Source organism: Shimwellia blattae DSM 4481 = NBRC 105725 (genome assembly GCF_000262305.1).
Taxonomy (GTDB): domain Bacteria; phylum Pseudomonadota; class Gammaproteobacteria; order Enterobacterales; family Enterobacteriaceae; genus Shimwellia; species Shimwellia blattae.
Genome location: NC_017910.1, coordinates 2,735,128 through 2,747,984 on the forward strand (window position 1 = coordinate 2,735,128; position 12,857 = coordinate 2,747,984).

The window sequence follows — 12,857 nt, forward strand, 5'->3', positions numbered from 1 at the left end:
TTGGTTCCCAAAAACAGTTAACCCTTCACCCGCTGTCAGATAGGCTGCGTCATCAGTCCGACTGATTTCACACCTGCCTGATGCAGCAAATTCAGCGCTTTAATAATTTCATCGTAAGGTACTTCTTTGGCGCCACCTATCAGGAAAACCGTTTTCGGGTTAGCCTGGAGGCGACGTTGCGCTTCAGCAATGACCTGCTCCGCAGGTAGCTGGCTCATACGGTCATGATCAACCACAACACTGTACTGGCCTACCCCGGAAACTTCGATAATTACCGGCGGCTCATCATTACTGGCAACGGTTTTGGATTCGGTTGCATCCGGCAGATCAACCTCCACGCTCTGGGTGATGATGGGTGCGGTCGCCATAAAGATCAGCACCAGCACCAGCAGCACATCGAGCAGCGGAACAATATTGATTTCAGACTTAACCTCACGCCGGCCCCGCCCGCGAACTCTGGCCATGACTTACCCCTTGTTACTGTCGCTGGAGCTGAAAGCCTGGCGGTGCAGAATAGCCGTGAACTCTTCCATAAAGTTGTCGTAGTTAAGTTCCAGCTTATTCACCCGCTGGCTCAGGCGGTTATACGCCATAACAGCAGGAATGGCCGCAAACAGACCAATCGCGGTGGCAATCAGCGCTTCGGCAATCCCGGGCGCGACCATCTGCAGGGTGGCTTGCTTCACCGCCCCCAGGCCAATAAACGCGTGCATAATCCCCCATACCGTACCAAACAGGCCGATATACGGGCTGATGGAGCCCACCGTACCGAGGAAAGGAATATGGGTTTCCAGATTTTCCAGCTCACGATTCATTGAGATACGCATCGCGCGGGATGCCCCTTCAACAATGGCCTCCGGCGCGTGGCTGTTGGCTTTATGCAGCCGGGCAAACTCTTTGAATCCGGAATAGAAGATCTGCTCAGTACCGGCCAGGCTATCGCGGCGGCTCTGGCTCTCCTGATACAGGCGCGACAGTTCAATACCGGACCAGAACTTGTCTTCAAACGCTTCGGCATCGCGAGAGGCAGCGCTTAAAATACGCGTTCGCTGGATGATGATGGCCCATGATGCAATGGAAAAACCAATCAAAATAAACATGATGACTTTGACCAGGAGGCTTGCCTCAAGGAACAAATCAATAATATTCATGTTAGTCACTGCTTAAACTCCGCGACAATAGACTTAGGAAGCGCTCGGGGCTTCATTACGTGTGGATCAACACAAACAATCATCACCTCGGCTTGGTTGAGGATCCGGTTCTCTGCATCGACTATTCGCTGCGTAAAGATCAAAGAGGTCCCACGCATTGATGTGATTTCCGTCTGGATTTCGAGTAAATCGTCGAGTCTGGCAGGCGCAAGATACTCTATAGTCATTTTGCGAACTACAAACGCCACTCGCTCCTCCATCAGCGCCTGCTGGCTGAACTGATGATGGCGCAACATCTCAGTGCGGGCTCGTTCATAAAAAGCCACATAACTGGCATGGTAAACCACGCCACCGGCGTCGGTATCTTCGTAATAGACACGAACCGGCCATCTGAAAATATTTGTACTCACTCTACATCCCGGTAATGCAAATAAACCTTGCTACTATACGCAAGCTGATGGGGGTTGGGAATGGGAAGCGGGGAGCTTAAGATAAATATTTATGGGCGTTGTTCAGCCCATAAATATCTGTGTAAGGTAATTGTCAGGAAAAGAAAAAAACCAGGCCAGCAAGCAGGATGAGATCGGCCAGCAGCGGGCAAAAGATGCCCTGCCAGCGTACCATTTTCGGACGAAACCCCACCCCGTGAATCACACCGGCACAAACGGCCCACATCATCACCAGCCCGTGCCAGACAGAAAGCGTACTGGTGCGGGCGGCAAACCGCGCCGGATCCCAGAACATACAGCCTGCCAGCACCAGGGCCATCAGCAGAGAAAGGGCCCGTAACGGGCCCTTATCCATTACCGCATACAGCGTCGCGATAATATTTTTCATCAGCTATCTTCTTTAGCCGCTTTAGCGCCTTCTGCCTGTTCCAGCGCCAGCGCGGTCACAATCCCGAAAGCACAGGCCAGCAGCGTGCCCAGAATCCATGCAAAGTACCACATTGTTAACTCCTTACTCAGTACAGAGAGTGGGTGTTGCTTTCGATATGCTCTTTGGTAATGCGCCCGAACATTTTCCAGTAACACCAGGTGGTGTAGGCCAGAATCAGCGGCACAAACACAATAGCGACATAGGTCATCACCGCCAGCGTCAGATGGCTGGAGGTGGCATCCCACATGGTCAGGCTGGCGTTCATCATGGTGCTGGACGGCATCACAAACGGGAACATCGCAATACCGGCAGTCAGAATCACGCAGGCCAGCGTCAGGGACGAGAACACAAACGCCCATGCGCCTTTATCCACGCGGGACATCAGCACCGTCAGCAGCGGCAGCACCACACCCAGCGCCGGAATCGCCCACAGGGCCGGCATATTGTTAAAGTTCACCAGCCAGGCCCCGGCTTCCCGGGCAACTTCTTTGGTCAGCGGGTTAGAGGCCGCATGGTGATCCATGGCTGAGGTCACCACATAGCCGTCAATACCGTAGATCACCCACACACCGGCCAGGGCGAAGCAGATCATGGTCACCAGCGCCGCAATTTGCGAGGTGGAGCGGGTACGCAGGTGCAGCTCACCGGTGGTGCGCATCTGCAGATAGGTCGCCCCCTGGGTCAGGATCATCGCCACGCTCACCACCCCGGCCAGCAGGCCAAACGGGTTGAGCAACTGGAAGAAGTTACCGGTGTAGTAAAGACGCAGATACTCATCCACATGGAACGGCACCCCCTGCAGCAGGTTACCGAAGGCCACCCCAATCACCAGCGGCGGTACAAAGCTGCCGATGAAAATGCCCCAGTCCCACATGTTGCGCCAGCGCATATCTTCAATCTTGGAGCGGTAGTCAAAGCCCACCGGACGGAAGAATAACGAGGCCAGCACCAGGATCATCGCCACATAAAAGCCGGAGAAGGCTGCAGCGTACACCATTGGCCATGCGGCAAACAGCGCACCACCGGCGGTGATAAGCCACACCTGGTTACCGTCCCAGTGCGGGGCGATGGAGTTAATCATCACCCGGCGTTCGGTATCGGTACGGCCCAGAATACGGGTCAGCATGCCGACCCCCATATCAAAGCCATCCGCCACGGCAAAGCCAATCAGCAACACGCCAATCAGCAGCCACCAGATAAAACGCAATACTTCATAATCGATCATTTCTGGACTCCTGTCTTAACGTGCCGGCTGAGAAGCCACAGTGGACTGCTCAAAGTGGTAACGGCCAGTTTTCAGACTGCTTGGTCCCAGGCGCGCGAATTTGAACATCAGGAACATCTCCGCCACCAGGAACAAGGTGTACAGGCCACAGATCAACACGATGGAGAAGATAAGATCGCCGGCAGTTAACGAAGAGTTCGCCACCGCAGTGGGTAATACCTCACCAATCGCCCAGGGCTGACGGCCATATTCCGCCACAAACCAGCCCGCTTCGACGGCAATCCACGGCAGCGGAATGCCGAAAAACGCCGCGCGCAGCAGCCATTTTTTCTGACCAATACGGTTACGAATTACAGACCAGAAGGAGAGCGCAATGATTGCCAGCAGCAGGAAGCCACACGCCACCATGATACGGAACGCGAAATAGAGCGGTGCCACACGCGGGATAGAATCCTTCGTGGCCTGCTGAATTTGCGCCTCGGTTGCATCGGTCACGTTCGGGGTATAGCGCTTCAGCAGCAGACCATAGCCCAGGTCTTTCTTCACGTTGTTGAAGTTAGCCCGCACGGCCGGATCCGTAGAGCCGTTACGCAACTCTTCCAGCAGTTTGTAGGCAATCATCCCGTTACGGATACGCCCTTCGTGCTGGGAGAGCAGATCTTTCAGGCCAGTCACCGACTTATCAACTGAACGGGTCGCGATAATCCCCAGTGCATACGGGATCTGAATAGAGAAGTGGTTTTCCTGGGCATCCTGATCCGGAATACCAAACAGGGTAAACGCCGCCGGTGCCGGCTGGGTTTCCCACTCGGCTTCAATGGCGGCCAGTTTGGTTTTCTGCACGTCACCCATCTCATAACCGGATTCATCACCCAGTACGATAACGGAAAGCACCGCAGCCATACCGAAGCTGGCAGCAATCGCAAAGGAGCGCTTGGCAAATGCGAAGTCACGCCCTTTAAGCATGTACCAGGCACTGATCCCCAGCACAAACATGGCGCCGGTAACATAGCCAGAAGCCACCGTATGAACAAATTTCACCTGAGCTACCGGGTTAAGCACCAGCTCGGCGAAACTCACCATCTCCATACGCATGGTTTCGAAGTTAAAGTCTGAGGCGATGGGGTTTTGCATCCAGCCGTTCGCCACCAGGATCCACAAGGCAGAAAGGTTAGAGCCCAGCGCGACCAGCCAGGTGACCGCCATGTGCTGCACTTTGCCCAGACGATCCCAGCCAAAGAAGAACAGCCCCACGAAGGTAGACTCAAGGAAGAATGCCATCAGACCTTCGATTGCCAGAGGGGCACCGAAGATATCGCCGACGTAATGTGAATAGTAAGACCAGTTAGTCCCGAACTGAAACTCCATTGTCAGGCCAGTGGCAACACCCAGGGCAAAGTTGATACCAAACAACTTGCCCCAGAACTTAGTCATATCTTTATATATCTGTTTGCCTGACAGGACGTACACCGTCTCCATAATGGCCAGCAGGAACGCCATACCCAGCGTTAGCGGCACAAACAGAAAGTGGTACATCGCAGTCAAGGCAAACTGTAAACGCGACAGTTCGACAATATCTAACATCTTGACTCCTTGCTCCTCGCTCGTGGGTGAGTCACCTTTTTTGTTCCGCAGATGACACCCGGTGATACATGCCCCAATACCAAATATTCACATAAAGCCGCACAACCGTTGAAAATCACACCTTTAAAGGTAATAGCTCAAAGATTGATGGTTGCAAATACGTTAATGAAATTACAAAACACTCCGCGCTATATTACGCTGCAATGACCTTACAATAAATAGGTTTTTCTTGCCCTTTATTTACGTTTTTGGGTATGGGTCAATTTATAGCTAATTTGGTCTCCGGATACCAGTTTGATCTACGACAATTTTTCAAATAACAGCACTTATTCACTTTAGTTACATATTGATCTACATCAATTTTTTGTAGATATTGTTAAATAACAGCGTGTTGAAAATAATAAGTAGCCAATATGTTATTTAATTGTTTAATTAATAACATACAGAGAACAATCAGGGATCACGAATATCATCCGGATATCTGATTAAAATTATGATTTATTTTCTGCTCTGTAACGGTCCGGAAATGCGGTCTGTTACTGAAACTGGCTATTTCCGCATTTTTGATCAGCGCCACATCACAATATCAGTGAAAATTTTAATACAAAATAAGCCATATAATACAAAAGGTTCCGCTTGTTATTCCTGAAGGGTATATTCAGCCCATTATAAATAACTTTATACCTTACCCTCCTCCCCCGTCAGGCAAAAAAAAGCCACCCATGCGGGTGGCCAACCATGTCGAACCTGTTATCTTGTCATTATTACGTATTACTGCGGCAGCACCATTTTCAGGGCTTCGCCGATATCAGCCAGGCTGCGCACGGTCTTCACGCCTGCGGCTTCCAGAGCGGCGAACTTCTCGTCTGCCGTTCCTTTACCACCAGCGATGATCGCGCCCGCATGGCCCATACGTTTACCTTTCGGCGCCGTAACACCGGCAATATAGCCAACCACCGGCTTGGTCACGTGATCTTTGATGTAGGCCGCCGCTTCTTCTTCTGCGCTGCCGCCGATTTCACCGATCATCACGATAGCTTCTGTCTTCGGATCGTCCTGGAACATCTTCAGGATATCGATGAAGTTAGAGCCCGGGATCGGGTCACCGCCGATACCCACACAAGTGGACTGGCCGAGGCCGATATCAGTAGTCTGCTTAACCGCTTCATAGGTCAGCGTACCGGAGCGGGAAACGATCCCCACTTTACCCGGCAGGTGGATGTGCCCCGGCTGGATGCCGATTTTGCACTCACCCGGGGTGATTACGCCCGGGCAGTTCGGCCCGATCATGCGCACACCGGCTTCGTCCAGCTTCACTTTCACCGTCAGCATATCCAGGGTCGGGATACCTTCGGTGATGGTGATAATCAGTTTGATACCTGCATCGATGGCTTCCAGGATCGAGTCTTTGCAGAACGGTGCCGGAACATAGATAACGGTCGCAGTCGCGCCTGTGGCTTCCACCGCTTCGCGCACGGTGTTAAAGACCGGCAGGCCCAGGTGCGTTGTACCGCCTTTACCCGGGGTCACACCGCCAACCATCTGCGTGCCATAAGCAATCGCCTGTTCAGAGTGGAAGGAGCCCTGGCTGCCGGTGAAACCCTGGCAGATAACTTTGGTGTTTTTGTCGATCAGAATGGACATTATTTACCCTCCACAGCGGCTACAACTTGCAAAGCTGCATCCGTCAGACTTTTCGCTGCAATAATATTCAGGCCGCTTTCTGCCAGTTTGCTGGCGCCCAGCTCGGCGTTGTTACCTTCCAGACGCACCACCACCGGTACGCTAACGCCCACTTCGGCAACGGCGCCGATGATACCGTCAGCAATCAGATCGCAACGTACGATACCGCCGAAGATGTTCACCAGAACGGCTTTAACGTTTTCATCGGAGAGGATAATTTTAAAGGCTTCTGTTACGCGCTCTTTGGTTGCGCCGCCGCCAACATCCAGGAAGTTAGCCGGAGCACCGCCGTGCAGTTTCACGATATCCATCGTGCCCATGGCAAGGCCTGCGCCGTTCACCATGCAGCCGATGTTACCGTCAAGCGCCACGTAGTTCAGCTCCCACTGGGCAGCGTGCGCTTCGCGCGGATCGTCCTGGCTGGCATCGTTCATTTCGCGCAGTTCCGGCTGGCGGAACAGAGCGTTGCTGTCGATAGTCAGTTTACCGTCCAGGCAGATAAGATCGCCCTGGCCGGTAATAACCAGCGGGTTGATCTCAACCAGCGCCAGGTCACGCTCCAGGAACATGGTCGCAAGGCCCATAAAGATCTTCGCGAACTGCTGTACCTGCTTGCCTTCCAGGCCCAGTTTGAACGCCAGCTCACGGCCCTGGTACGGCATCGGACCGGTCAGCGGATCCAGTGCCACTTTGTGGATCAGGTGCGGCGTCTCTTCCGCCACTTTTTCAATCTCTACCCCACCCTCGGTGGACGCCATAAACACCACGCGACGGGAAGCACGGTCAACAACCGCCCCCAGATACAGCTCTTTGGCAATATCTGTTGCGCTTTCAACCAGCACCTGGTTTACCGGCTGGCCATTGGCGTCTGTCTGGTAGGTCACCAGGCGTTTACCCAGCCAGGCTTCGGCAAAAGCACGGATATCTTCTTTCTTGCTGACAACTTTAACGCCGCCCGCTTTACCACGACCACCAGCATGAACCTGGCATTTCACCACCCACGGGCCGGCGCCAATTTTAGATGCCGCTTCTTCAGCTTCGCGGGGAGTAGTACAGGCATAACCCACCGGTGCCGGCAGACCATACCGGGCAAACAGTTGTTTAGCCTGATATTCATGTAAGTTCATATGTTCTTTCCATTAAGGCAGGGAGCGCACGGCTCAACACTTAACTGGCCGCCCCGCAAAGGAGCGGCATGGGTCTACAGGGAGAGGGGCTTACGCCCCTGCGGCCCACTATACGTCCAGTAACAGACGAGTCGGATCTTCAAGCATCTCTTTGATAGCCACCAGGAACCCAACGGATTCGCGGCCATCAATCAGGCGGTGATCGTAAGAGAGCGCCAGGTACATCATCGGCAGGATCTCTACTTTACCGTCTACCGCCATGGGACGATCTTTAATCGCGTGCATCCCGAGGATGGCACTCTGCGGCGGGTTAATAATTGGCGTCGACATCAGGGAGCCAAATACCCCACCGTTAGTGATGGTAAAGTTACCGCCGGTCAGCTCTTCAACGGTCAGCTTGCCGTCGCGGCCTTTGATGGCCAGCTCTTTGATGCGTTTTTCAACATCGGCCATGCCCAGCAGATCCACATCTTTCAGCACCGGAGTCACCAGACCACGCGGGGTAGAGACCGCCATGCTGACGTCGAAGTAGTTGTGGTAAACCACATCTTCGCCGTCAATAGAGGCGTTCACTTCCGGGAAGCGCTTCAGGGCTTCCACTACCGCTTTAACGTAGAAGGACATAAAGCCCAGGCGGATACCGTGGCGTTTTTCGAACGCATCACCGTACTGCTTACGCAGATCCATGATCGGCTTCATGTTGACTTCGTTAAAGGTCGTCAGCATGGCGGTGGAGTTTTTTGCCTCCAGCAGACGCTCGGCCACGCGTTTGCGCAGGCGGGTCATCGGTACGCGTTTTTCTGAGCGGGAACCCAGTACCGGCTGAGCTGCCGGTGCTTCTGCTGCGGCAGGTTTCGCCGCAGAGGCCAGATGTTTTTCCACATCTTCACGGGTAATGCGCCCACCCACACCGGTGCCTTTCACGGCGCTGGCGTCCAGGTTGTGCTCAGCCAGCAGGCGGCGGATAGCCGGGCCCTGCGCATCGCTGGACTGCTCTTCCAGATCTGCGGTGTGGCGCTGTGCCGGGGTAGACTCTTTTTCTTCCGCTTTGGCGCTGGTGGCTTTACCGGCGCTGTTACCTTCACGCAGGCGGCCCAGGATCTGGCGGGAAGTGACGGTTGTGCCTTCATCTTCCAGCACTGCATCCAGAATACCGTCCGTCGATGCAGGTACTTCCAGTACCACTTTATCGGTTTCAATCTCTACCAGCACTTCGTCACGCTGGACGGCATCACCCGGTTTTTTGTGCCAGGTGGCTACGGTGGCATCCGCCACAGACTCAGGCAGGTCGGGAACCAGAATATCTACGCTACTCATTATTTATCCTTTTCTACTTAATCGACGTTCAGCGCGTCATTGACCAGATCTTGCTGCTGTTTCTGGTGGACAGACATATAACCCACAGCCGGAGAGGCAGATGCCGGGCGGCCCGCGTAACGCAGTGCGGAGCCAAACGGAATCACATCACGAAGGTGGTGCTGGCTACAGTACCAGGCGCCCTGGTTGAGCGGCTCTTCCTGGCACCATACAAAGTCATGAACATGGGCATAAGGTTTTAACGCCTCCTGCACGGACTGATGCGGGAACGGATACAGCTGTTCGATACGCACAATCGCCACGTCCTGCTGCTCATTCTTACGGCGCTGCTCTAACAGGTCGTAGTACACCTTGCCGGAGCACAGCACCACGCGTTTCACCGCTTTCGGATCCAGCTCATCAATCTCACCAATGGCGGGCTGGAAGGTGCCGTTCGCCAGCTCATCCAGGCTGGAGATAGCCAGCGGATGGCGCAGCAGCGACTTCGGAGACATCACCACCAGCGGGCGGCGCATACCGCGCAGCGCCTGACGGCGCAGCATGTGGTAGACCTGAGCCGGGGTAGACGGCACACACACCTGAATGTTCTGTTCAGCACACAGCTGCAGGTAACGCTCCAGACGGGCGGAGGAGTGCTCCGGACCCTGGCCTTCATAACCGTGGGGCAGCAGCATCACCAGGCCACACATCCGGCCCCATTTCTGCTCACCGGAGCTGATGAACTGGTCAATCACCACCTGGGCGCCGTTCGCAAAGTCACCAAACTGGGCTTCCCAGATGGTCAGCGTGCGCGGCTCCGCCGTGGCATAGCCATATTCAAAGGCCAGTACGGCTTCTTCAGACAGTACCGAATCCCACACTTTGAAATCGCCCTGGCCGTTATGCACATGGGCAAGCGGGGTGTAGGTAGAGCCGTTACGCTGGTTATGGATAACCGCATGGCGGTGGAAGAATGTACCGCGCCCGGAGTCCTCACCAGAGATACGTACCGGTACGCCTTCATCCACCAGGGTAGCATAGGCCAGGTTCTCTGCCCCACCCCAGTCAAACGGCTTCTCGCCGTTGGCCATCAGCTGGCGGTCACCGTAGATTTTCGCCACGCGGGACTGCATCTCAACCGCTTCCGGCACGGTGCTGATACGCTTAGCCAGCTCCTGAAGACGCTTCATCTCTACCTTGTTGGGGTAGCTTTCGTCCCACTCGTGGTTGAGGTACGGCGACCAGGTAAAGGAGTGCATGTTCATCGGGCGCCACTCTTTCACCACGCATTCACCGGCATCCAGCGCATCGCGGTACAGGTTCACCAGCTCTGTGGCATCTTCGAGGGTCGCGACCTTGTCCTGCTCCAGCTTGTCGGCATACAGCTTGCGCGGGGTCGGGTGTTTTTTAATTTTCTGGTACATCAGCGGCTGGGTCGCACTTGGCTCATCCGCTTCGTTATGGCCGTGGCGGCGATAGCAGACCAGATCGATAAACACGTCGCGTTTAAAGGTATTGCGGAAGTCCAGCGCCAGGCGGGTAACAAATGCCACCGCTTCCGGATCGTCTGCGTTGACGTGGAAAATCGGCGCCTGCACCATCTTACCGATATCGGTACAGTATGGTGTCGAGCGGGCATCCAGCGGGTTAGAGGTGGTAAAGCCCACCTGGTTGTTGATAACAATACGTACCGTGCCGCCCACTTCGTAGCCGCGGGCTTTGGACATGTTCAGGGTTTCCTGAACCACGCCCTGGCCGGCCACGGCCGCATCCCCGTGGATGGTGATCGGCAGGACCTGGTTGCTGCCAGGCTGATCCAGACGATCAAGGCGCGCACGCACAGATCCCATCACTACCGGGCTGACAATCTCAAGGTGAGACGGGTTAAACGCCAGCGCCAGGTGAACCAGGCCACCTTCGGTTTCCACGTCAGACGAGAAGCCCATGTGGTACTTCACGTCACCGGTGCCCAGGTGCTCTTTATGTTTACCGGCAAATTCGTCGAACAGATCCTGGGATTTTTTACCCAGCACGTTAATCAGTACGTTAAGACGGCCACGGTGTGCCATCCCCAGTACCACTTCACGGGTGCCGTTTTTTCCCCCGTGGCGAATCATCTCTTTGAGCATCGGGATCAGGGCATCGCCCCCTTCAAGGGAGAAACGCTTCGCCCCCGGGAACTTCGCCCCGAGGTAACGCTCCAGCCCCTCTGCTGCTGTCAGTTCACTGAGAAAACGTTTTTTCTCATCTGCGGTGAAACTGGCTTTCCCCACCACCGATTCGATACGCTGCTGGATCCAGCGTTTCTCTTCGGTATTGGTAATGTGCATGTATTCCGCACCAATCGCGCCGCAGTAGGTCTGTTTGAGAGCCTCAATCAGATCGCCGAGCTTCATGGTCTCTTTGCCGATGGCAAAAGAACCCACGTTGAAACTTTCCTGGAAATCGGCTTCCGTTAAATGGTGGAAGGCCGGATCCAGATCCGCTACCGGATCCTGTTTCCACAACCCCAGCGGATCAAGATTCGCCTGCTGATGACCGCGGAAACGGTAGGCGTTGATGAGCTGCAGGACTTTTACCTGCTTGGCATCGGTGTCAGGGTCGGTAATAGAAGAAGTATAACGTGAGGCATCCTTCGCCAGACGACGGAAATAATCACGCGTTTTGGAATGGAATTGATCCGATCTTGCCCCCGTACCGGGTAACTGCTGGAACAGAGAACGCCAGTGAGCATCCACTGAGTCAGGATCGGTTAAGAAGTCTTCATAGAGCTGCTCTATGTAGGACTGGTTTGCGCCCGCCAGCCAGGAAGAGTCCAGCCAGGGCTTCATCGCGCCGTTCTGCATCGTGATCCCTTAAGCATCTGTATGCTTATTTCGCCGTAGAAACTACCACGCACACCGGGGTGTACGTACCGGGGTTCACTTTTGGCGGGCTATTATTATTATGGCCCGCAAAGGAACCTTTAAAAACTGCCATTCACCCACTGCAACCGGCATTGTGCCTGTCTGGTCCATACCCGCGCCCGTAGGCATTATGCGGGACGTTCCGCCATCTGTTATGGCATGAAGAACGCGTGGTGATTGATCCTATTTGGCGGTTTTTAGAGGTTTCCTGCCAATCTCTGCGATGTATCACACCCCCGCCGGTCACCCGGACGGGAGTGCGCCACATCAGTTGCCTGTCATCAGGCGCTACGCTGTAACAACATTGATTTAATATGGCCAATGGCGCGCGTCGGGTTTAATCCCTTCGGGCACACACTGACGCAGTTCATAATGCCGTGGCAGCGGAATACGCTGAAAGCGTCACTTAATCCGTCAAGGCGGCTTGCGGTTTCTGTATCGCGACTGTCAATCAGGAAGCGCCACGCCGCCAGCAGACCTGCCGGGCCGATAAACTTATCCGGGTTCCACCAGAAAGACGGGCACGAAGTTGAACAGCAGGCGCAGAGGATACACTCATACAGCCCGTCAAGTTTCTCGCGCTGCTCCGGCGACTGTAAAAACTCGCGCGCCGGCGGATTTGTGCCATTATTCAACAGGTAAGGCTTAATCTTTTCATATTGAGCGTAGAACTGGCCCATGTCTACAATCAGATCGCGGATCACCGGCAAACCGGGCAGCGGACGAATCACAATTTTCTTGCTACCGTCGCTGAGCGCCGAAATCGGCGTAATACAGGCAAGACCATTCTTACCGTTCATATTCAGGCCATCCGAGCCACACACCCCTTCACGGCAGGAGCGGCGGAAAGCCAGAGTAGGATCTTTTTCTTTCAGCTGGATTAACGCATCCAGCAGCATCATATCCCGGCCTTCCTGCGCCTCCAGGGTGTAGTCCTGCATCCGCGGGGCGTCATCCACGTCGGGATTGTAACGATAGACAGAAAATTCAAGTTTCATTACCAGAC

12 protein-coding genes are annotated in these 12,857 nt (G+C 54.5%); all 12 read right to left on the minus strand.

The features are described 5' to 3' along the window. Positions 1-35 precede the first annotated feature (35 nt). The 12 genes from tolR to EBL_RS12900 all read right to left on the minus strand — a co-directional run bounded on the left by tolR (position 36) and on the right by EBL_RS12900 (position 12,849). Positions 36-464, minus strand: a complete 429-nt coding sequence (gene tolR / locus EBL_RS12850; protein ID WP_002439320.1) for a colicin uptake protein TolR — start codon at positions 462-464, stop codon at positions 36-38. Positions 465-467: 3 nt separating this feature from the next. Then, the gene (gene tolQ, locus EBL_RS12855; protein ID WP_002439319.1) at positions 468-1,160 is read right to left on the minus strand and encodes a Tol-Pal system protein TolQ; all 693 of its coding nucleotides are present in this window, start codon (positions 1,158-1,160) and stop codon (positions 468-470) included. Beyond that, positions 1,157-1,561 (minus strand): tol-pal system-associated acyl-CoA thioesterase, encoded by a 405-nt coding sequence (gene ybgC / locus EBL_RS12860; protein WP_002439318.1) that lies wholly within the window; start codon positions 1,559-1,561, stop codon positions 1,157-1,159. Before ybgC ends, tolQ begins: the two co-directional genes overlap by 4 nt. A gap of 133 nt (positions 1,562-1,694) precedes the next feature. Next, positions 1,695-1,988, minus strand: coding sequence for a cyd operon protein YbgE (gene ybgE / locus EBL_RS12865; RefSeq protein WP_002439317.1), 294 nt, complete (start codon positions 1,986-1,988; stop codon positions 1,695-1,697). Then, positions 1,988-2,101, minus strand: a complete 114-nt coding sequence (cydX, locus tag EBL_RS20065; protein ID WP_014716107.1) for a cytochrome bd-I oxidase subunit CydX — start codon at positions 2,099-2,101, stop codon at positions 1,988-1,990. Before cydX ends, ybgE begins: the two co-directional genes overlap by 1 nt. 14 nt (positions 2,102-2,115) lie before the next feature. Continuing rightward, on the minus strand, positions 2,116-3,255 hold the full coding sequence (cydB, locus tag EBL_RS12870) for a cytochrome d ubiquinol oxidase subunit II (RefSeq protein WP_002439316.1): 1,140 nt from the start codon (positions 3,253-3,255) through the stop codon (positions 2,116-2,118). A 15-nt stretch (positions 3,256-3,270) separates the two neighbouring features. Then, positions 3,271-4,839, minus strand: a complete 1,569-nt coding sequence (gene cydA, locus EBL_RS12875; RefSeq protein WP_002439315.1) for a cytochrome ubiquinol oxidase subunit I — start codon at positions 4,837-4,839, stop codon at positions 3,271-3,273. A 771-nt stretch (positions 4,840-5,610) separates the two neighbouring features. Continuing rightward, positions 5,611-6,483 carry a succinate--CoA ligase subunit alpha gene (sucD, locus tag EBL_RS12880; RefSeq protein WP_002439313.1) on the minus strand — a complete coding sequence of 291 codons (873 nt, stop codon included), beginning with the start codon at positions 6,481-6,483 and terminating at the stop codon, positions 5,611-5,613. Further along, positions 6,483-7,649 (minus strand): ADP-forming succinate--CoA ligase subunit beta, encoded by a 1,167-nt coding sequence (gene sucC, locus EBL_RS12885; protein ID WP_002439312.1) that lies wholly within the window; start codon positions 7,647-7,649, stop codon positions 6,483-6,485. Before sucC ends, sucD begins: the two co-directional genes overlap by 1 nt. Before the next feature lie 108 nt (positions 7,650-7,757). Continuing rightward, the gene (gene odhB / locus EBL_RS12890; RefSeq protein WP_002439311.1) at positions 7,758-8,966 is read right to left on the minus strand and encodes a 2-oxoglutarate dehydrogenase complex dihydrolipoyllysine-residue succinyltransferase; all 1,209 of its coding nucleotides are present in this window, start codon (positions 8,964-8,966) and stop codon (positions 7,758-7,760) included. A gap of 17 nt (positions 8,967-8,983) precedes the next feature. Continuing rightward, the gene (gene sucA / locus EBL_RS12895) at positions 8,984-11,791 is read right to left on the minus strand and encodes a 2-oxoglutarate dehydrogenase E1 component (RefSeq protein ID WP_002439310.1); all 2,808 of its coding nucleotides are present in this window, start codon (positions 11,789-11,791) and stop codon (positions 8,984-8,986) included. Between the two features lie 341 nt (positions 11,792-12,132). Next, a complete protein-coding gene (locus tag EBL_RS12900; RefSeq protein WP_002439309.1) occupies positions 12,133-12,849 on the minus strand; it encodes a succinate dehydrogenase iron-sulfur subunit in 717 nt (238 codons plus the stop codon). Positions 12,850-12,857: the final 8 nt, after the last annotated feature.